Genomic DNA, 19,495 nt, shown 5'->3' with positions numbered 1-19,495 from the left:
GAAGAAAAAAATGAATATTGATTCCCTTATGATCGATGAGATTTCTGAATTATATAAGAGCGTTGGTTGGACGAATTACACAAAAGACACTGCAAGGTTAGCTAGAGCATTTGAACAATCTGAATCTCTGATAAAGCGTAATGGGGAAGGGAAGATTATCGGAATCGTTCGTTGGATCACTGATTTTGCGACGATCGCATTTATTCAAGATATCCTCATTCATCCGAGATATCAGCGCCAAGGAATAGGCAAATCACTTTTGAATGAAGCTTTGGAGAAGATCACTAGTTATGGACCAGTCCAAATCGAATTATTGACAGATGATACTGAGAAAACAAAAAACTTTTATGAATCAGTAGGATTTGTTCAAGTAAAGGAAATAGGTGGTATTTCTTATGTCATAGATACTAGAAGGAAAAAAGTGCTTTTTGGTAATGACAAATAACATATAATAACGTACAAAAGAAAAAATTCTAGCTTAGTTCTTTAGAAAAACAAGAGGATAGACTTAGTATCACTCAATCTATCCTCCAATGCTCAGCTATTTTATTTTTTTACTCACCTCTTTATCAAATACAATTTTTTGCAAATTCGAACTAATATAAAAAATGAACACATGATTTTTTTTTAAAGCAAATGCTATGCGATAATTTTTTTTATTAATTTTGACTTTCATCTCGTATATTCCTTTTGCCGAACGAGTACGCACTGGCTTTATACGAAAAAAATTATGCTCCAAATACTCTGTCACTTTGTGGGAAATTGCTTCTTTATACATGAAATGTTCTTCTTGTGGAAATTGCTTAAGTAGTTCACTGTCAAATTCAACAGTATAATCCATGTTTTATTTCCTTTCTATACTGATACATTATAAAAATAAACAATTTTATAAGTCTCTATATTTCATGATGAATGACAAGTATATTTGATTCATCTTGATATAGCTCTACGAGATCTCCAATTCCAGGATACATATTGAAATAATCATATGGTATACAAACATTTATTTTTTTTTCAATTGTCAACACTGCGTCTTCTTCTTCTAATTCTATAATCTTAGCAATTTGTACGTCGCTTTTCATGTGTGATCTTCCTTTCTATACATTGGATTTACTTTTCGATGATATCTACAACAGCTTTGCCACAAGTCAGTTCTTTTTCTAGCTCGTTCTTTATTTTTATGGCACATGGTTTGGAAAAAGGAGCAGCTTCTTTCCATGAACCAAGTAAAGGATATTCGTTACTGATACCTTTCACATATTGTTTGTTTTTGACGCCTTTTGTTTTTACTTCTACATAATACATTTGATCCTCTTCTTTCTTGCTGTTTTTAGTTAATATTCAAATATATGTAAGTGAAAATGATTATGTATCTATATCTTTATGATAAATAAAAAGAATCAATTTGAAAGTTTTTTTCACTCGATATAACTAATTTGAATAATATATATAATAAAAGGCTATTGTTCTTAAAATATAAATAGTATATAAAGAGATTGAAGGTAATGCTCGAATGAACATTACCTTCAATCTTAATGATGCTTATAACTAACGTAATAAAAACCTGAAACAAAAATAGCTCCGCCGATGATATTTCCAATATAAACGGGGATAAAATTCGAGAGAAATTCTAACCAAGTCGCTTGACCTTCAAATATGGCAGCAGGTATCACAAAACAGTTGGCCACACTATGCTGGAAACCGATTGCCACAAAAATCATGACTGGAAACCAAATCGTTAGTACTTTGCCGGCCGCATCTTTTGCTCCATATGATAACCATAACGCTAAACCGACAAACCAATTACAACCTATTCCGGAGCCTAATGCTTGCCACCAAGAAACAGCGATTTTATGATCAGCAATATGAATCACTTGGTCGAGATAGACACCTGAATGAGTTAAACCAACAAAGTGTCCAAAGAAATAGGCAACGAAAATTGCACCAATAATATTTGCAAAAGTAATCACTGACCAATTCTTAACCAGCTGTGAGAATGTGACTTTTTTATCCATAAAGGCAATCGCCACAGCCATCATATTTCCGGTGATCAATTCACCACCGCCAAGAAGGATGACCAGCAGGCCGATAGGAAAAACCGAGGCACCAACTAAACTAGTCAAGCTAGCCATAGATTCTGGGATAGAAGCAGAGACTCGTACGTATGCCAAATAACCTAGAGAAATCATGGCTCCTCCGATAAAACCTAAAATCAGTTTAGCTAAGATAGGTTTATGTATTTTTTTTGTTCCAAGATGAATACTGAGTTCCATAATTTCTTCTGGTGTGTGCATAATACTTCGATTCCTACTTTCTTAATGAATTTTCATGTGATAAAATATAGTGAAAAAATTCACATTTTCTTTGTTGATTATATCATCTTATTATTTATATGTGCATATTATTGTAAAATTTTCTATTTAATCACATTTGATTCTAAAAAAGAAACAAAAATAAAAGTCATGTATATGGTGGTCAAAAAGTAAATAATATCAGTTATCAAATTTCCTGTAAATTTTCTTGAAACTACAGCATATTATTACTTCAAAACAATCTACATTTTTTATAAAAAAGGAAATGAATAACTGAAAAAAATTATTATAGGAGAGAAAAAATGTCAAAATCTAAAAAAAATATCACCATAATTGGTTTAGGCTTAACCGTATATTTATTTACAGAATTTGTTTATAGATATGTGAATTTATTTGCAGAACCTTTATTTGTATTATACGAATCAAATTCCTCAATCGTCAGTGAACTTGCTAATTTAATGATAGCATTGCTGTTTACTCCCGCGTTGAGAGTCATAACTATTTTGGTCTGTTTAGTGCTATTGTTTTTTGTTAATAAAAAGAAATAACGTAGTATTTCAAAAGACAAAGAAGTGGGATGATGATTGCTATAGTATGTTATACGTGGTGCTAGTCAAGTGATAATAAACAAAAAAGGAAACACGCAATAAAGTTTATTTCAAAACTTTATTGCGTGTTTCTTTTTTAGATTTTTTATATCTGTTGCTTTAGTAGTTACCAATAGTTTTCGCTTAATCAATCAAAACGATTTTTTGTTTATTGTATTCTTTACGAACCTTTTCAGGAATTTCTTCTGAAATAAGATAGGTAAGGTCTTCAATTGGACCGACGATATGATTACTGATGGTGCCGAATTTATCATTAGTTATCATCCCAAGTACTTCAGTAGAAATACGTATCATCTCACGTTTAATGTCGGATTCTTGCATAGTTGGCACGCTCGTTCCAACATCTAGATCTATGTTATAAATACCCATAATATAAAGGTCGGCTCGAATGTTTTGTAGTTGCTTATAAGCTTGTACCCCAATATTGATCATAGATTGTTTATAAAAAGTACCGCCAATATTGATAATTTCCAAATTAGGATGCTGTGCTAATGCTATGGCAATCGGCGGGCTATTGGTAATGATTGTTGCACGAAAATCTTGTGGGATTTCTTTTGCTAAAGCCAAGTTAGTTGTACTTCCATCAATGATGATGACAGATTCTTCTTTTAAAAAAGGGAGGGCTTTATGAGCTAATGCAGTTTTTTGTTCGCTAGCTACAGTTTCTCGGTAGTTAAAATTGGTAATTGGCGGACCAACACGTAAAGCGCCGCTGTGTACTCTTTTTAAGAGACCTTGGCTATCCAAATCTTTCAAATCTCGTCGAATCGTGTCTTCGGATACATTGAAACGTTGACTTAAATCACTAGCGATAACTTTTTGTTCTGCGTTTAATAAATCTAGAATTTTTTGATGACGTTCTAATTTCAACATGTTGCGTGCTCCTTCTTATTTATTCTTGTTTATCATGTCATTTCTGCGTTTTTATGTCAATAATTTCCATTTTTAATACACTAAAACGGCATAAACAAGCAAAAACAAAATATTTTTATGCAGTTTTATGTTGACTAGTATTTGTTAAGCGGTTACAATGAGGGAGTAATTAAAGGAGGGAATGTATGGAGAAAAAAATTATTTTGTCGCCTTCACTTATGTGTGGGGATCTAGCAAATTTGGAAGGAAGCATCCAAGAACTAGAAAGTATTGGGATGGATTCCTTGCATATTGACGTGATTGACGGTTCTTTTAGTCCCAGTATGCCTTTAGGGATCGAAACAATCAAAAGAATTAGAGAAATCACTTCAATGAATTTTGATGTACACATCATGGCTAAGGATAACGAATTTTTTATTGGAGAAATGTTGAAAATTGGCGTAGAGAGCATTACTTTTCATTATGAAACAAGCCTCCATATTGATCGATATATCCAGCTCATCAAGAATTCTGGAACAAAAGTAGGGATAGCTTTGAATCCAGCAACTCCGTTAAATGTATTACAATATATTTTACCCGAGATTGATAGGATTTGTTTGATGCTGATTAATCCAGGTTTTGCAACAAACAAGTCAGAAAAACAAATTTCTTACGCGCTAAAAAAAATTACAGATCTTTGCCAGTTAGTAAATGAGAAAGAGTTAGCAGTAGATATCCAAGTGGATGGACGGGTATCGTTAGAAACAATCCCGGGATTATTAGATGCAGGTGCAACAAATCTGGTATTAGGAAGTACAAGTTTGTTTCTTAAAGGAAATACATTAGCAGAAAATCAAAAACTACTTTATCAAGCGATGAAGCAATCAGTTAGGAAAAATCAATAGATGTAGTGGTCCTGAATAATAGAAATGGAGGGGAAATAGTTGAGTTATAAGGCGGCGAAACAAAATATTGTAAGAGAAATTACTGAAACATTAGACCGTATTTCTTCAAAAGATGTGGAACAATTGATAAAGAAAATTGAAAAAGCGGAACGAGTTTTTTTCGTGGGGGTTGGCAGAGTACTGTTAGCGCTAGAAGGAATGGCAAAACGCTTAGGGCATCTAGGAATTCAGACAGTAGTCGTAGGACAAATCACTGAACCGGCAATTACAGATAAAGATTTATTGATTGTTGGTTCTGGTAGTGGGGAAAGTGCTTTCCCACTAACTATTGCAAAAAAAGCAAAGGAATTTGGGTCCCAAGTTGCCCATATAGGATCAAACCCAGACAGCACAATGAAAGAATATTCAGATCTTTTTATTCGTATACCCGTACAAACAAAATTAGCGTTACCAGAGGAAATTTCTTCTATACAGCCAATGACTAGCCTTTTTGAACAAAGTGTTCTTTTGTTAGGAGATAGTATTGCTTTAGTGATGATAGAAGAAAAAGCAATTGATATGTCAAAGTTGTGGCAATACCATGCTAACTTAGAGTAGGTGAAAAATGAAAGCGGTACATTTCGGAGCAGGGAACATCGGCAGAGGGCTTATTGGACAAATTCTACATCAGAATGGATTCGATCTATGTTTTATTGATACGAATCCTGAACTGATCCATCAATTAAATCAAGATAAGGGTTATACTATCGAAATTATTGATGAAATGAACAGGAGTGATTTCATTGATCATGTTGTGGCACTGAATAGTTTATCCGAGCTAGAAGAGGTGATTACAGCAACAAAAAATGCAGATATCTTAACAACATCTGTTGGCGCAATAAATTTAGTAAAAATTGCACCGATCATTGCGCAAGCCTTAAGTAAGCGATTTAAACAAAAGCATAGCATCAATATCGTAGCTAATGAAAATGTGATAAATGCAAGTGATGTGTTGAAAAAAGAAATTTATTCTTTGCTGTCAGAAAAAGAACAAGAGAATTTTGATGAATATGCATATTTTGTGAATACGGCAATCGATCGACAATCTTTAGGAAAAGTTCTTGGAGGAAAAATGATCTCTGTTGTCGAACCTTATTATGAATGGATAATGGATCGACAGCAGTTAGATCCAACTACATCTTTTGATATGAAAAATGTAAATTTGGTTGATGATATGGAGCCTTACATTGAGCGAAAGCTTTATATCGTTAATGCTGCTCATGCGGCAGTAGCTTATTTAGGCGCACTGAAAGGATATAAGACGATTCAAGAAGCAATCCAAAATATGGAGATTTTCAATCTAGTCAAGCAATTTTTAATGGAGAATATAGAGTACTTTGTACAAAAATATCATTTTTCTAGAGAAGAATTAACATCTTTTGTGGAAAAAACATTAAACCGTCATGGGAATCAGAAACTCTCCGATGAAATTACTCGTGTAGGAAGTTCCCCTATTCGAAAATTAGGCCCTAATGATCGTTTAATTGCTCCCATAGTAAAACTAGATTCATATCATTTACCTTACGATGCAGGAATAAAAGTAATTGCTGCGGGATATCATTATCGGAATCTTGCTGATCCAGAAGCTGAACAACTACGTCGAATGATTGTAAATGATGGGTTGAAAGCAACGATTAAAAAGATTTCTCGTTTGGAAGGTAAGCTGCTGAATGAAGTTGTCGCTGCTTATGAGTCCCAGATTTAGAGGAGGAGAATATGCTAAAAGAACAATTGTCAGGAAATACAATGTTTATGGATGCGATCGATTCATGGCAAGAGGCAATCCGAGTAAGTGCGCGTCCTTTGATAGGAAAGGGAATAATAGAGGAAAGCTATGTACAAGCGATGATACAAAATGTGTTGGATAACGGAAATTATATTATATTACTGCCACTAGTAGCAATGCCTCATGCGCGTCCAGAATTTGGGAGCAAAGGGGTCGGGATGAGCTTTTTATGTTTAGATAAGCCAGTCATGTTCCCAAGTGAAGAACCAGTAAAATTCTTCTTTACCTTTTCTTCTGATTCGCCAAAGGGACATTTAGACTTAATGGCCAATCTTGGAGAATTGCTGAGTGATGAAAAAATGTATCAAAAGTTATTCGATGTGAAGACAGAAAAAGCATTGTTAGATTTGATAAAGAAGTAAAGGAGAGAAGAAAATGGAGGTAGCAAACAAAAAAAAACGAGTCTCCATACGAGCTAAAGTTCAAGCGATTGGCGGTTTCTTAACAAATATGGTATTGCCAAATATAGGCGCATTTATTGCATGGGGAATTGTTACTGCATTATTCATTCCAACCGGGTGGTTCCCAAATGAATCTCTGAATGAACTCGTAAGTCCGACAGTCAGCTATCTATTGCCCTTACTACTTGCCTATACTGGTGGTCGGATGGTTGGTGGTACACGTGGAGCTGTTTTAGGTACAATCGGAACAATAGGTTTGATTATTGGTGCTGACATACCAATGTTCATGGGAGCAATGATTATGGGGCCACTTGGTGGGTGGATGATGAAAAAAACAGATAATTTTTTAGATGGGAAAGTTCCTGCTGGTTTTGAAATGGTCGTCAATAATTTTTCTATAGGAATTATTGGTTTCATACTGATGTGCCTTTCTTATCTGGTAGTTGGACCAATAATCCAATCAGCTAATCAATTTGTAACGAGTGCAATTGAAGCATTAGTTTCAACTGGTTTTTTACCGATACTGTCCTTAATCAACGAACCGGCAAAAGTCTTATTTTTAAATAATGTTATTGACCAAGGTGTTTATTATCCATTAGGTATGCAACAAACATTAGAGGCAGGCAGATCAATTTATTTCATGGTAGCATCAAATCCTGGCCCTGGCTTAGGACTATTGTTAGCTTATTCTTTATTTGGTAAAAAGGCAGCAAAACAGACAGCACCAGGTGCAATCATCATCCATTTTTTCGGCGGAATACATGAGATTTATTTTCCATATGTATTAATGAAACCACTCACTATATTATCTATGATTGCTGGTGGAATGACAGGAATCATCACTTTTGAATTATTTGATGCGGGCCTGGTAGCAGGTCCAAGTCCAGGTTCTATTTTTTCTTATTTAGCTCTAACGCCTCGAGGAAATTTTTGGGGTGTCATGGCGGGAGTGGTCACAGCAACACTGGTTTCCTTTTTTGTAACATCAGTAATTTTAAAAGCAGATAAATCAACAGATGAAGACAGAAATTTTGAACTATCAGTTCAAAAATCGAAAACGATGAAATCAGAAGGAAGAAAATTATTAAAAGAAGAAAATGCTAGAGAAATATGTACCGAGAAAAAAGAGATGAATAAAATTTCCTTTGCTTGTGATGCAGGAATGGGAAGCAGCGCAATGGGCGCAACAATATTCAAGAAAAAATTGCAAAAAGCAGGTATTACTGATGTTGAGATAAAAAATTATCGAATTGAAGAGGTACCAGAAGATAGTGATTTGGTGATCGTACATCAAGATTTGGAGGAACGGACTAGAAAAGCACATCCTAACATGAAAATTGTGACATTAAAGAATTATTTGCAAGATCCAGTAATCAATGGATTAGCAGAAGAAATCATTGGATTAAAAACAGAAGACTAATTTATGGGAATTTTTGATTAACCTTTATTAAAATTATTTTGCCTAATATAAAAAGGTTGTGACATGGCTTGTGTCGCAACCTTTTTTTGTCGCACAAATAATTAATCGGATATTTTATGTTCATATTTTTTGTGATCAACGAGAACTGATGGGGCAAAGATACATTTTAGATACTTTTAACTGTTAATTTACAAAACAAGGTGAAACGAATAGAAAAATGAAAAAATCGATACGGAAGAATATGTTTGATTAAAACATGCATGAAGAGAAGGAGGTTGATGATACATGAAAAAAATATATTCAAAGGAAATCGATTGTTTTAGAGGCATTGCTGTTTTAGCAGTGATATTTTATCATTTGCCAAATAGTTTGCTGCCAGGCGGATTGCAAGGAGTAACGATCTTTTTTGTGGTTTCTGGTTTTTTAATGGCTAAAAATACGATAAGAGATGAAAAAAACAGACAATTCAATTTTTTACATTTTTACTATAAGCGTATCAAACGTATTTATCCATTTTTACTGTTTTCTTTGGTCGTATTCATTTTCATACTAGGGATTAGCAACATTCGATTGATAGGAAACATTCGTAGTGAGCTACCCAGTTTGATTTTTGGCTATAACAATTGGTGGCAGCTGAATCAAGGAGTATCTTATTTTGACTCTTACTTTAATGCTTCTTTATTTAAACATTATTGGTCGCTTTCAGTTGAACTACAATTCTATTTGATATGGCCATTTTTGTTTATTGTCATTAAGCGTATGAGAAGAAAACAAGTGTTTTACTTAATCTATACATTGATTTTTGTTTCTATTCTTTTTAGTTTGTTTTTACCTTCAACTAAGGCATATTATCATACGATAGCTAAACTTTTTCCATTTTTATTAGGAGTTTGGGGGTATTTTAATCGAATAACTATTGGCCGTTTCTTTGAACAAAACACTTTTAGTAAAATCTGGCTTTTATTACTAGCTAGTCTTTGTCTGATTCTGTTCCCGATTTTTCCTTATACACTAAATGAACTACTGATCAGTATTTGTTTTGCTCTATTGTTAGCCAGTGTCGATGATATGAACATTGCAAAAAAGACCAAAATCGCTAGTACAAAACTTTCTTTTGTAGGAAAAATCAGTTATGAACTTTATTTGGTGCATTTCCCAGTATTGATTGCTCTGACAAATCTATTCAAACATCATCATTGGAAATATTTGGATATCGCAGGTCTATTCACTGTGTTTTTATGTACATTACTCATGATTACTTGCTTTAGAAAAGGAGTGCAGAAGATGAGATCACCCAAAATTTGGACAGCTATGGCACTAATGATAATCGGAGTTTCTGTACTGGTATTACGTGCTCCTGCCAATCGACTGACCGCTGACCAAAATCAGTTGCAAAGTTTATTAAAAGAAAACTCTAGTAAAGCAAATGCAGGAGAAAATCTGTTGTCACAAGAGAAGAAAATATTATTTATCGGTGATTCTGTTATGCTGGGGGCGTATCAGGAACTAAAAGAGACATTTAAAAAAGAAGCATTGGTAGATGCAAAAGAATCAAGACAAATCACTGCGTTACCAGAAATCTTAAAGGAGCATAAAGATTTAGTTTCTTACCAACAAATAGTGATCGGGTTAGGAACCAATGGTGTGATAACAGATGAAGCTATAGAACAAACAATGTCTTTGCTGAAAGATAAAAAAGTATACTGGGTAAATATAAAAGCTCCAACTGGCTGGCAAGATACGATAAATGCCACATTAGCTACATTGCCAAATCAGTATTCTAATATAACGATGATCGATTGGTATAGTGAGAGCAAAAACCATCCTGAATTTTTTTATGATGATGAAACCCATTTGAATGAAAGTGGACGTACAGCTTATGCAAAGTATATTGCTTCAGTTATTCAATAAGGTAGTGATTACGTGTGTTAACCTTACTTTTTCCTAATAGGTGAATCAATTTAAATAAAAAATACTTCATATGATAAACGGTGTTTAAGAGGAGGAGCTTTTTAATATTCGTGGTAAAAAAGAGATGGGCGAGGTCGTTAACTGAGAGCTTCTTGGAAAGAAATCGCTTTGGATTTATCCTCTTTGTTATACAGAACATGAGCGAGACGACAATACTAGGATGTATGTTCTGATCGAAGTTTTATGGTTACAAGCAGCAATCAGCTTAGATAAAATTAAGGATCGTAGGAACCAAGTAAAGAAGGCTGTTAGTAAAGAAACAAACGATCAAGTATGTTTTATTCTTAAGAAGATGCAGTGAATAAATAATAGTAATATAATGCTAGAAGGGACTGTGACAAAAGACGTGTCACAGCCTTTTTTGTTATTTTAATTATCGTCTAGTCTTTTTTTATAAATGATAGCTTAAGCATTAAATATTAAAAAATATAGAGTTCAAAATTACTGCACAAATTAGATGAAAAATTTGAACAACAAAAAGTGTATTTTTATACTATAATAGCTTTTGAATTTAGTTACTCTATTCAAAAGTTATGCTATGGACAAGAAAAAGAATAAATAGAGGTGAGAAAATGAATAGTTTCAAGAAAAAATTTGTGAGTAGATTTTTAAATATGAAAAATTTTTTTGAAAAAAAGGGAGATTATGATGCATATAATTATGTATTAAATCTAGAAAAGCAAACATATTATACACTACGTAAAAACGATGATAATGACTTTTGGACTATGTTACCTAAAATGCTTTCGATTGACTCTAAGCTTTCCCTTTTAGAGGAATTTATTAATTTAGACATTGAAGAATTTTGCGGGGGAAAAGAGTTAATTAATATGGTAGAGAGTGATTATCATACCTATTATAAAGAAAGTTGTGGATACAAAGTGGATGAGCAATGTCCACAATCAATTATTTTTTACATTGAGTAATATGAACTATTAAGCAGGAAAGCAACTAGAAGCTACTGATTTAGTATTTGCAAATATAAACTATATTGTATTGCTAACAATTATTTTCTAGAAGGAATAAAAGAACTAAGAATCAAGACGTTATCTTGATTCTTAGTTCTTTTAACATGGAAAAGATGGATAATGCACTGTTAATTCATGATGCATCATCAGAAAAGTTGGAAGGAGAAGATAGAAATCATTAAATGATTTCTACAGATGGTAAATGAAAAAACAAAATATTAGCAAAAATTTGCCTAAATAGATAGTAACACTTTCTAAATTAAATACAAGCGCATTCATAAAATGTTTATACAAATATCTATGTGATAAAAATTGGATATGTTCACAATAAATAGGAATTAAAATAACGAATTTACGTTTGTTTTTATTTACCAATCAAATTATCTTAATGCAGGAATAAAAAATTAAATTACATATTGTTAATCATTTACATCTCCATTAATAACTCAAAATGAAAAGATGTTTTTATTTTTATTCTATATTTCAGAAAAAAAATAAACTAGATTATAATAATTCTTCATGTAAAAATAAAAACAATTACAGCTATGATGTTTAAGATAAAACAATTATGAAATCGATATCCGTTTATATACTTATCATAAGCTAGAAGCAAATAATTAGCCTATGTAGGTAAGTGAGATTATATTTATTAAAAGGCTTCTTTTGTTCGATCAGTTATAATCGAGCGAGAGAAGTTTATTCTTTGATTAAAATAAACAAAAGTAACTTATTGAGGTGAAATGATGCAAACTTTTTTAACTAAAACATCTTTCAAAAAAGTAGTTTTATTAGATTATTTGTTAGAAAAAGACAATTGGTGTGCAATGGAAGAACTTAGAAATTTACTTAATGTTACGGAGAAGTCAGTCTTACATTATATAGAAGAACTAGAGGATTTATTTAAGCAATATAATGGGAATATCCTTCTGAAAAATGAAGATAATAAACGCTTTTTCATAAAAAAAGAGAAAGATTTTCCTATTTATAATATTTATCTTCATTTTTATAAAGCTTCTTATAATTATCATTTGATTGATTTTATGTATAAATATCCTAGAAGTGTTCTAAAAGATTTTGCTAAAGAGCAATTTACTAGTGTATCTACTGTTTTCAGATATGCGAAGCTCTTAATTCCATATTTTAGGCGTTATCATATAACATTTCATCCATTTCAGTTAGAATTGAATGCATCAGAGGCAAACATTCGTAGCTTTTTTTATTATTTCTATTGGAATTCTACACGTGAAAGTAGTGATAAGTGGCCATTTCATATCGAACAAAAGGAAATAGAGAAGTATATAGTTGCTTTTGAGGGGATTTATGATATTACGTTAACTATTTTTCAAAAACGTGTATTTTCTTTTTGGTTAGCCATTAATATAGAAAGAAGTTCATTTAGAAAAGTACGAGTAGATAATGAATATAAATCAGTTATCTCAGATGATCCGCATTTTAATCTTTTGAAGAAGTGGTCAAAACAAATCAATCTTTCTTTTAACAGCGATGAACTGTGTTTCCTTTATCGAATAATTTATTCTTTTGGAGTAATTGATGGAAATGCAATATATGAAAATAGTCATGCATATGCACATCAGCGACAAAATACTTGTTCTTATCGAGCAGTTGAGAATTTGGAGAAAGTTTTACAAAGCATGTTCCGTTTTTCTTTAGATATAAAGGATCCAGAACTCATATTCAATTTTATTGCATTTCATGAAAGAAGTTATCTATTTTATGGTAATCCAGATCTTTTTTTTAATCGTTCGTATATCGAAGAAATGAAAGAAGAAGAACCTCGAACTTATCACATAATGGAAAAACTCAAAAAAGAATTACAAGCAAATGCGGATTTGGACGTATCAAAGAAATTAGAAAACTGGGCACAATTATTTTTGGATTATTATTATGTGTTAGATTATTATGATTTATTTTTAACAAATGTTAAACCGATTAAGATTTTAATACAAGATGGGGAGCGTCAATAATTTTGTGTAAATAAATTGTCCTCCTGCAAAATAATTAGTTACTCAGTAAACATTGAAACTAATGTATCGGTTACCTGTTGAAAACCTTTATGGCTTCTGTTTAGAAATTTTTGATTGTATGTATCAAAAATGCTGACTAGAAAGCGTTCTAGTGATTCTTCATTTTGAAACTGCTCTTTTCTACGGCTGTATCTTTTAATTTGCTTATTGAAAGACTCGATTAGATTGGTTGAGTAAATGGTTCTACGAATGCTAGGTGGAAAATCATAAAAAGTTAATAAGTCTTGGTTTTCTATGAGTGACTGCGTCACTTTAGGATAGTTTTTCTTCCATTTCTCAATCATGCCGGATAAGAAGGTATTCGCTTCTTCTTTTGAGTTAGCTTGATAAACAGCCTTAAAGTCATCACAGATTTCTTTTCGGTCTTTGACACGTACTTTATGAGCGATATTACGAGATACATGGATACAACAATGCTGATATTTTGCTTTAGGATAAATTTGATGGATAGTATCTTTCATGCCTTTTAAGCCGTCCGTAATAAAAAGCAAGACTTCTTGAACTCCTCTGGAGTTAATATCCTGTAGCAGCTCATTCCAAACGTATGTTGATTCAGTTGGAGCAATCGCATAACTCAGTACTTCTTTAGTGCAGTCTTCTCGTATACCAATGGCAATATAAATCGCTTCTTTGGATACGGTTTGACGTTTTAGTGGAATGTAAGTAGCGTCCATAAAAATAGCGACATACTTATCATTTAAGGCTCTGGATTTAAAGGCATTTACTTCTTCAGTCAGAACTTTAGTCATGTTGGACATGGTTTGTGGAGTATAGTGATGACCGTACATTTTTTCGATCAAATCAGCAATTTCAGACATCGTAACACCTTTTTCGAATAAATGGATAATAGTGGTTTCCAATGTATCGTTTGTTCTTTTGTAGGCTGGTAAAGTTTGTTGTTTAAACTCACCATTACGATCTCTAGGTATTTCCAATGTTAATTCACCATATTCGGTTTTGAATGATCGAAAGTAAGAACCGTTTCTTGAATTACCTGAATTAAAACCAGTGCGATCATATTTTTCGTAATCTAAAAAAGCCGTTAATTCAGTCCGTAGGAGTGTGTTTATCGCTTTTTCTAAGTGCGAACGGAATAATTCATTTAAATCGCCTTTAGTGACTAGAGTTTGCACAATTTCTGTAGTAAAATCATTCATAGGGAAGTCCTCTTTTCTGTGAATTGGTTGTCGTTAACTTTATTCTACAGAAGGGACTTCCTTTTTTGTATGGATTTTTTCATTTACACAAAATATTTTATACTCTCACAAGATGATTTAAACCATACGCATCGGTTATGGTTAATGAATAAAATTAATCTGTATTTTGGGCATTCTTATGTTTTTGCTTTTTATGATTACAGGACAAATATAACTGAAGTAGATTTGGTTATTTCTAATTACTACATCAACACTGGAAAAACGCCATTACTATTAATGAAAAATATACCTACCGAAAGAAACTGGCGTTTGTTCGAGAAAACGATTTATCAATTGAAAAAAGAAAAAGAGGTTGTGAAATCAGCGTTTTGTCCTGAGTATTAGAGAAACAAACGGAAAAATAGTTTTTCATATTTTGCCGTTTTTGAGCTAACACCGAGGGACAGCTGATTGAACACCGTTTATTGAGAGATTGTGAAAAAACTGTCCTGCATCAAGTAATAAGAACAGCCAAGTAAAAATAGCTTCTTATGTTTTTAACTTGGCTGGACTTATTACCGCAGATGCAAGCTTTTGAACACCGTTTATTCGGAAAAAGGGACTGTGACACTACATGTCACAGTCCCTTTTTGATTGAATTATCTCATTTGTTTTCTAATTTTTTTCTTTATTTGGGAAAATAGTTAAACTAGATAAAAAGTACTGGACGTGTCAAAATTATTTTGGATCAAATTAGATCTATTATTATTTAGGAGGAATTATAAAATGAAGAAAACAATGATCACAACTGCTGCGTTAGGTTTGTTAGCAGTAACTGCTTCGGGAAGTATGGTTTCTGCAGATATGATATCAGGGACAACTAATAAGACAGACGTTACTTTGACGGAAGGATCTGGAACAGATGTCACACCAGTTGTGCCAGATGACACGCACGATGATGATCCAAGTACAGGAGACGTTGGTTCTTTATCGATTCCATTTGCATCTAATATCACATTTGGCCAACAAGAAATCCAACAGGGAGATACGGATTACTATGCATTGAATAAAAAACCGCATGTACAAGTAAACGATACTCGTGGAGGAGCAAAAGGCTGGACATTGGGAGTTACCATTTCTCCATTTATTGGAGAAAATGGGAAAGAGTTAACTGGAGCGAAGATGTCTTTGACAAATGGCCGGGTAGTAACTAAAGACAATACTTCTGAAGCTCCTAAATTAGCCAATCAAACATTTGATTTAAATGAAGCTTATCAAGATGTGATGCTTGCTAAAGAAGGACAGGGAGCTGGAGCTTTTGCTGCAGTTTTTGAAGGAGAAGATGGACATAATGAAAGCGTGAAGCTTCATGTACCACGAGCTGGAGTAGAAGCACAAAGCTATACAGCTGATTTGACTTGGGTGTTGTCTGATGCTCCAGCATAATGTCCAAAAAGGGTGGGGAAGAAGCTTTCCCCTCTTTTTTGTTGGTATAGTATTCTTTGCTTTATTCTATTTGTCTACAAACATATTCGCAGATTCAAACAAGGTATCTTTTGATGCACAAGCCATTTTACCAGATAACCAGCAGTCAGAAGCAAGTTATTATGATCTAAAGGTGACACCTGGCGCCACACAAGATTTATCACTAAAATTGAAAAACACTACTGCCAAACAAATAAAAGTAGTGGTAGAGGCCAATAATGCTTGTACTAATAAAAATGGAGCAATCGATTATTCTAACCATGAGGCTAAGTTATTGGGAAAACCTGTATTCCAAGATTTAATTTCTAAATCACAGACGATCACATTGAAACCTTCTGAGGAACGTGATGTGACCTTTCAATTGAAAATCCCAGAGAAAGGTTTTGAAGGAACCATTTTAGGAGGATTTTATTGCTATGAAGATACAAAAGGAAAAGAAGAAAAAAATGAAGGTTTTAGTCTAAAGAATAAGTTTGCATATACAATCGGTGTAAAGCTGGTTTGTTCAGATAAAAAAGTGGAACCAGGATTTGCTTTAACGAAGGTTAAACCCGGGTTAGAGAATGGCTATTTGACTCTTTTTGCCAATTTAGAAAATTCAGAACCTGTACTTAAAAGCAAAATGGATCTACATGCAGTTATCAAGAAAAAAGGGGAAAAAGAAGCGTTACATGAATTCAACCAAAAAGTGTCTTTTGCACCACGCACACAATTTCAGATTCCTTTTAATTTGAATAATGAGCCACTGAAAAAAGGAACCTATGAATTAAGTATTCAGTTAAAAGATGATTCAGGTAAAAAATGGACACTCTATAAAGAATTCGTAATCAAAGGAGAGGACGAAACGCTCAACAAAGATGCAGTGGAAGTAAATAAAGAAAATAACGATCATTCTTTATTCTATATTCTTTTAGTTCTTTGTTTGATTATTATCATCAGTTTAATTGGGTATATTACTAAGTTACGACGAAAAAATCCATAAAAGTATTCGAATAATTTTTTAAGATTGTGAAGTGGGGAAACGATCTTAAAAAATGTGTGAATAATTCATATATATATAATAGATGATTTGGATAACTTTCTATAAAAATGATTGTATAAAAGATGTAGAAAGGAGACAAAAATGAAAAAAATTTTAACAATTATTTGTCTGGGATTGCTGATTGGGGCAGCAATCCCAGTGTCTGCATCAGCTGATGATCAAACAACTAGTAGAGTAGGAATTACTTTTTACCAGTCTACTAATAAGGTAGTACCTATGAAAAGAATAGTTGTACCTGATAAGCTAGATCAGATTGCGCCAAAAGAATATAACCAATTGTTACCTAAAACAAATGATAAACAAAACTTTTTTAGCAGTCTAATAGGTATAAGTTTAGTATTAAGTGTTGCGTTATTTTACTATTTAAAAAAACAAATGGTGATGAGGAGAAAAAATGAAAAATAGTAAAAGTTTAACATTGTTGTTACTTATTTTTAGTGTACTACTATTTTTAACATCTAAAAAGGTAGAAGCTGCGCCACGTCCTTTAACTCAGTTAGGATACTTTCACTGGGCAAATCAGGCTAAAACGCCAGCTAATAATACGTTTATCATGCATCATGGGCAACAAACTGAGGTGATACCACTCTCTGGGAACGTCCGTGGTGAAATTCTAACAGTGGATAGAAATACTAACGTAAGTAGTTGCCTAGTTAAAAATGTAGGATATTATCATGGTGAACAGATTAATTTAAAAGTTACTATAGAAAGAAATAAGGGGAATTTAGCTGGGGGGTCTATCTACTTCTCGAAAGGTTATTTTCTAGGTATTGATATTGATGGTGAAATGATGGTAACCTATGAATTTTTAAATCAGAACAATACGCCAGTAACAGTAGAAACAGCTTTTAATTATTACGGATTAAATCCTAATAAGTATATCGGTTTTCTATCTCCAAGTACTTTGATCAAGGGATTGTATGCTAATAATCCTACTCATATTTTGTACGACGTTTGGGATGGTGGAACAGACGATTATTGGGTATATTTTAAAAATATAACGAGAGGGATTCCGTGGCGTGATCCTAGACAAAATCTAGAACTAACTACCAATCCTATTAATAAAGTGAAATTTATTGTCCACAATAATGATGCCACCACTTCATCGTTAGGTTATGTCACTGACTTCTTAGCTGAACCAGAGTTTCCTGTAGCTTACGGAGTAGATTCTTCATTTGAGAAAGCAAATCAGGACATTTATTTAAGAGCACAGCAAACGATTCCTAATATAGAAAAATGGGAAAAAAATAAATCGATGGAGTTATGTTTTAATTTACAAAAAATTTATTCTACTCAACAATATTCTTTTAAGGAAGCAAAAGTAACTAATCTCAATGGTGATGATTTAACAGACTTGTTTAAAATAAGCAATGAACCAAACGGCAATGTCGCTTTAGTGATAAACAATTTAAATGACAAACGTTTATATGACACGGTACTGCTATATGATATTAAACTAAACTGGAAAGGAATGGATTATCCTGTAGACATCGGTCTGCTTAAAGATGAAAAGTTACCATTATCATTCGACATAAAGACATTGCTCAATGATCAACCACTAGGAGAACAATCAGGGAAAAGTTCTGTAAATTACAAAGGTAAAATAATCATTCCTTTTCTTGATGAGAAAGATAATATCTTACAATCGCCTTCAGTCAAAGAGGGAATTATCACAACTCCATATGATGTTTCAAAAGATTATCCTGAAATAAAAGATTATTATCCTATAAAAAATGAGAAGGAAGATGTAGGGGTTTATTTACCAGATGAACAGACGATTGTTCATAGGTATAAGAAAGGCGAGCCAATACAATTTGAATTACTAGATAAAGAAGATCCCTTATACGTATCTCGCTTCACTAAAGATAGAGAAATTACGTTTAATTTTTCACATAAAGCTAACGAAAAGATTTATTTGATGGCTAAATGTGGGAAAGAAGAAATAACTTTGGAAAAATACTCTGAAGCGGCTGAAACAGTAAAGAATCGTACTTTCCATTTTAAAGCACCAGAAAAATGGTTGGGTCAACAAGTCTCATTTTATTTAAAAGATGAAGAAGGCCGTGTTTCTCAAGAGGAAGTAAGAACGATTCAAACAGAACCAAGTCCCCAACTCACACTTCCTGAAGATATTAATTTTGGGGTGAAAGAAATACCATCCATGAATACTGTTTCTTCGCTAGAAGAAGGAAATATTTTTAAAGTAGAAGACAATAGCAAATTAGATAAGAGCTTATGGACCATTAAACTGTCTGAAGAAACCCCATTAATGAATAGCCAAGGTAACAAACTTAATGACCGATTGTCTTTTACTACGTATGAAGGAAAAGAAGTTCATCTAAATTCTACGGAACAAATTATTTGGCAAGATAGCGGGAATGCAAAAGTCGATCTATCTGATAAACTGCATTTGAAACTACAGCCTTCGGATAACGTAGGCATCTACAGTGGTATATTAAAATGGAATTTTGAAGATGCGCCAAATTAAAATAAGGGTGGGCTGGATGAGGAAAAACGGAGGGAAA

21 protein-coding genes are annotated in these 19,495 nt (G+C 32.9%); 15 read left to right on the top strand and 6 right to left on the bottom strand.

Features of this window, described 5'->3' with window-relative positions; translation table 11 throughout:
* Positions 1 to 10: 10 nt before the first annotated feature.
* Positions 11 to 445 carry a GNAT family N-acetyltransferase gene (locus IGL70_RS08380; RefSeq protein ID WP_086324865.1) on the top strand — a complete coding sequence of 145 codons (435 nt, stop codon included), beginning with the start codon at positions 11 to 13 and terminating at the stop codon, positions 443 to 445.
* 96 nt (positions 446 to 541) lie between these two features.
* Here IGL70_RS08380 and IGL70_RS08375 read toward each other — a convergent pair whose 3' ends face one another.
* The 4 genes from IGL70_RS08375 to IGL70_RS08360 all read right to left on the bottom strand — a co-directional run bounded on the left by IGL70_RS08375 (position 542) and on the right by IGL70_RS08360 (position 2,294).
* Entirely contained in the window at positions 542 to 841 is a 300-nt protein-coding gene (locus IGL70_RS08375) for a hypothetical protein (RefSeq protein ID WP_002289065.1), read from the bottom strand.
* Positions 842 to 896: 55 nt separating this feature from the next.
* Entirely contained in the window at positions 897 to 1,082 is a 186-nt protein-coding gene (locus tag IGL70_RS08370) for a hypothetical protein (RefSeq protein WP_002318953.1), read from the bottom strand.
* Between the two features lie 28 nt (positions 1,083 to 1,110).
* On the bottom strand, positions 1,111 to 1,305 hold the full coding sequence (locus IGL70_RS08365) for a hypothetical protein (protein ID WP_002289063.1): 195 nt from the start codon (positions 1,303 to 1,305) through the stop codon (positions 1,111 to 1,113).
* Between the two features lie 227 nt (positions 1,306 to 1,532).
* Complete coding sequence (locus IGL70_RS08360) at positions 1,533 to 2,294, bottom strand: formate/nitrite transporter family protein (RefSeq protein WP_002295324.1); 762 nt, start codon at positions 2,292 to 2,294, stop codon at positions 1,533 to 1,535.
* Positions 2,295 to 2,614: 320 nt separating this feature from the next.
* On the opposite strand from IGL70_RS08360, the gene IGL70_RS08355 reads away from it, so the two are divergent.
* A complete protein-coding gene (locus tag IGL70_RS08355) occupies positions 2,615 to 2,860 on the top strand; it encodes a hypothetical protein (RefSeq protein WP_104873868.1) in 246 nt (81 codons plus the stop codon).
* Between the two features lie 183 nt (positions 2,861 to 3,043).
* On the opposite strand, the gene IGL70_RS08350 is transcribed toward IGL70_RS08355, so the two are convergent.
* The gene (locus IGL70_RS08350; RefSeq protein WP_002307017.1) at positions 3,044 to 3,793 is read right to left on the bottom strand and encodes a DeoR/GlpR family DNA-binding transcription regulator; all 750 of its coding nucleotides are present in this window, start codon (positions 3,791 to 3,793) and stop codon (positions 3,044 to 3,046) included.
* Between the two features lie 185 nt (positions 3,794 to 3,978).
* On the opposite strand from IGL70_RS08350, the gene IGL70_RS08345 reads away from it, so the two are divergent.
* The 8 genes from IGL70_RS08345 to IGL70_RS08310 all read left to right on the top strand — a co-directional run bounded on the left by IGL70_RS08345 (position 3,979) and on the right by IGL70_RS08310 (position 13,247).
* Positions 3,979 to 4,677 carry a ribulose-phosphate 3-epimerase gene (locus tag IGL70_RS08345; RefSeq protein WP_002330246.1) on the top strand — a complete coding sequence of 233 codons (699 nt, stop codon included), beginning with the start codon at positions 3,979 to 3,981 and terminating at the stop codon, positions 4,675 to 4,677.
* Positions 4,678 to 4,716: 39 nt separating this feature from the next.
* On the top strand, positions 4,717 to 5,274 hold the full coding sequence (hxlB, locus tag IGL70_RS08340; RefSeq protein WP_002307014.1) for a 6-phospho-3-hexuloisomerase: 558 nt from the start codon (positions 4,717 to 4,719) through the stop codon (positions 5,272 to 5,274).
* Positions 5,275 to 5,281: 7 nt separating this feature from the next.
* Positions 5,282 to 6,421, top strand: a complete 1,140-nt coding sequence (locus IGL70_RS08335; RefSeq protein WP_104873867.1) for a mannitol-1-phosphate 5-dehydrogenase — start codon at positions 5,282 to 5,284, stop codon at positions 6,419 to 6,421.
* Between the two features lie 11 nt (positions 6,422 to 6,432).
* Positions 6,433 to 6,864, top strand: a complete 432-nt coding sequence (locus IGL70_RS08330) for a PTS sugar transporter subunit IIA (RefSeq protein WP_002307011.1) — start codon at positions 6,433 to 6,435, stop codon at positions 6,862 to 6,864.
* A gap of 13 nt (positions 6,865 to 6,877) precedes the next feature.
* Positions 6,878 to 8,323 (top strand): PTS mannitol transporter subunit IICB, encoded by a 1,446-nt coding sequence (locus tag IGL70_RS08325; protein WP_104873866.1) that lies wholly within the window; start codon positions 6,878 to 6,880, stop codon positions 8,321 to 8,323.
* Positions 8,324 to 8,608: 285 nt separating this feature from the next.
* Positions 8,609 to 10,234, top strand: coding sequence for an acyltransferase family protein (locus tag IGL70_RS08320; RefSeq protein WP_060475154.1), 1,626 nt, complete (start codon positions 8,609 to 8,611; stop codon positions 10,232 to 10,234).
* A 632-nt stretch (positions 10,235 to 10,866) separates the two neighbouring features.
* Positions 10,867 to 11,220 (top strand): DUF7006 family protein, encoded by a 354-nt coding sequence (locus IGL70_RS08315; RefSeq protein ID WP_002307007.1) that lies wholly within the window; start codon positions 10,867 to 10,869, stop codon positions 11,218 to 11,220.
* 785 nt (positions 11,221 to 12,005) lie between these two features.
* On the top strand, positions 12,006 to 13,247 hold the full coding sequence (locus tag IGL70_RS08310) for a helix-turn-helix domain-containing protein (protein ID WP_240187446.1): 1,242 nt from the start codon (positions 12,006 to 12,008) through the stop codon (positions 13,245 to 13,247).
* Positions 13,248 to 13,285: 38 nt separating this feature from the next.
* Here the strand turns inward: IGL70_RS08310 and IGL70_RS08305 are convergent, their stop codons facing one another.
* A complete protein-coding gene (locus IGL70_RS08305) occupies positions 13,286 to 14,464 on the bottom strand; it encodes an IS256-like element ISEf1 family transposase (RefSeq protein ID WP_016177644.1) in 1,179 nt (392 codons plus the stop codon).
* 144 nt (positions 14,465 to 14,608) lie between these two features.
* Here IGL70_RS08305 and IGL70_RS08300 point away from each other — a divergent pair, with 144 nt between their 5' ends.
* The 5 genes from IGL70_RS08300 to IGL70_RS08280 all read left to right on the top strand — a co-directional run bounded on the left by IGL70_RS08300 (position 14,609) and on the right by IGL70_RS08280 (position 19,458).
* Positions 14,609 to 14,848, top strand: coding sequence for a hypothetical protein (locus IGL70_RS08300; protein WP_373420546.1), 240 nt, complete (start codon positions 14,609 to 14,611; stop codon positions 14,846 to 14,848).
* A 381-nt stretch (positions 14,849 to 15,229) separates the two neighbouring features.
* Complete coding sequence (locus IGL70_RS08295; protein WP_002330241.1) at positions 15,230 to 15,889, top strand: WxL domain-containing protein; 660 nt, start codon at positions 15,230 to 15,232, stop codon at positions 15,887 to 15,889.
* Positions 15,876 to 16,910 carry a DUF916 and DUF3324 domain-containing protein gene (locus tag IGL70_RS08290; RefSeq protein ID WP_086312667.1) on the top strand — a complete coding sequence of 345 codons (1,035 nt, stop codon included), beginning with the start codon at positions 15,876 to 15,878 and terminating at the stop codon, positions 16,908 to 16,910. The genes IGL70_RS08295 and IGL70_RS08290 overlap by 14 nt, the downstream gene beginning before the upstream one ends.
* A gap of 141 nt (positions 16,911 to 17,051) precedes the next feature.
* The gene (locus IGL70_RS08285; protein ID WP_002330239.1) at positions 17,052 to 17,375 is read left to right on the top strand and encodes an LPXTG cell wall anchor domain-containing protein; all 324 of its coding nucleotides are present in this window, start codon (positions 17,052 to 17,054) and stop codon (positions 17,373 to 17,375) included.
* Positions 17,365 to 19,458, top strand: coding sequence for a hypothetical protein (locus IGL70_RS08280; protein WP_104874043.1), 2,094 nt, complete (start codon positions 17,365 to 17,367; stop codon positions 19,456 to 19,458). Before IGL70_RS08285 ends, IGL70_RS08280 begins: the two co-directional genes overlap by 11 nt.
* Positions 19,459 to 19,495: the final 37 nt, after the last annotated feature.

The organism is Enterococcus sp. DIV0901a, from assembly GCF_051711525.1.
In the GTDB taxonomy this organism is placed as follows: Bacteria; Bacillota; Bacilli; order Lactobacillales; family Enterococcaceae; genus Enterococcus_B; species Enterococcus_B faecium.
This window is presented reverse-complemented; position numbering and strand designations above follow the sequence as displayed.

What these genes read in the sequence shown, in the direction of transcription:
- IGL70_RS08350 (WP_002307017.1), bottom strand. Translation starts at nt 3,793, where the DNA reads ATGTTGAAATTAGAACGTCATCAAAAAATTCTAGATTTATTAAACGCA.
- IGL70_RS08315 (WP_002307007.1), top strand. Translation starts at nt 10,867, where the DNA reads ATGAATAGTTTCAAGAAAAAATTTGTGAGTAGATTTTTAAATATGAAA.
- IGL70_RS08300 (WP_373420546.1), top strand. Translation starts at nt 14,609, where the DNA reads ATGAATAAAATTAATCTGTATTTTGGGCATTCTTATGTTTTTGCTTTT.
- IGL70_RS08355 (WP_104873868.1), top strand. Translation starts at nt 2,615, where the DNA reads ATGTCAAAATCTAAAAAAAATATCACCATAATTGGTTTAGGCTTAACC.
- IGL70_RS08370 (WP_002318953.1), bottom strand. Translation starts at nt 1,082, where the DNA reads ATGAAAAGCGACGTACAAATTGCTAAGATTATAGAATTAGAAGAAGAA.
- IGL70_RS08380 (WP_086324865.1), top strand. Translation starts at nt 11, where the DNA reads ATGAATATTGATTCCCTTATGATCGATGAGATTTCTGAATTATATAAG.
- IGL70_RS08290 (WP_086312667.1), top strand. Translation starts at nt 15,876, where the DNA reads ATGCTCCAGCATAATGTCCAAAAAGGGTGGGGAAGAAGCTTTCCCCTC.
- IGL70_RS08295 (WP_002330241.1), top strand. Translation starts at nt 15,230, where the DNA reads ATGAAGAAAACAATGATCACAACTGCTGCGTTAGGTTTGTTAGCAGTA.
- IGL70_RS08345 (WP_002330246.1), top strand. Translation starts at nt 3,979, where the DNA reads ATGGAGAAAAAAATTATTTTGTCGCCTTCACTTATGTGTGGGGATCTA.
- IGL70_RS08330 (WP_002307011.1), top strand. Translation starts at nt 6,433, where the DNA reads ATGCTAAAAGAACAATTGTCAGGAAATACAATGTTTATGGATGCGATC.
- IGL70_RS08365 (WP_002289063.1), bottom strand. Translation starts at nt 1,305, where the DNA reads ATGTATTATGTAGAAGTAAAAACAAAAGGCGTCAAAAACAAACAATAT.
- IGL70_RS08375 (WP_002289065.1), bottom strand. Translation starts at nt 841, where the DNA reads ATGGATTATACTGTTGAATTTGACAGTGAACTACTTAAGCAATTTCCA.
- IGL70_RS08305 (WP_016177644.1), bottom strand. Translation starts at nt 14,464, where the DNA reads ATGAATGATTTTACTACAGAAATTGTGCAAACTCTAGTCACTAAAGGC.
- IGL70_RS08280 (WP_104874043.1), top strand. Translation starts at nt 17,365, where the DNA reads ATGAAAAATAGTAAAAGTTTAACATTGTTGTTACTTATTTTTAGTGTA.
- IGL70_RS08360 (WP_002295324.1), bottom strand. Translation starts at nt 2,294, where the DNA reads ATGCACACACCAGAAGAAATTATGGAACTCAGTATTCATCTTGGAACA.
- IGL70_RS08320 (WP_060475154.1), top strand. Translation starts at nt 8,609, where the DNA reads ATGAAAAAAATATATTCAAAGGAAATCGATTGTTTTAGAGGCATTGCT.
- IGL70_RS08310 (WP_240187446.1), top strand. Translation starts at nt 12,006, where the DNA reads ATGCAAACTTTTTTAACTAAAACATCTTTCAAAAAAGTAGTTTTATTA.
- IGL70_RS08335 (WP_104873867.1), top strand. Translation starts at nt 5,282, where the DNA reads ATGAAAGCGGTACATTTCGGAGCAGGGAACATCGGCAGAGGGCTTATT.
- IGL70_RS08285 (WP_002330239.1), top strand. Translation starts at nt 17,052, where the DNA reads ATGAAAAAAATTTTAACAATTATTTGTCTGGGATTGCTGATTGGGGCA.
- IGL70_RS08325 (WP_104873866.1), top strand. Translation starts at nt 6,878, where the DNA reads ATGGAGGTAGCAAACAAAAAAAAACGAGTCTCCATACGAGCTAAAGTT.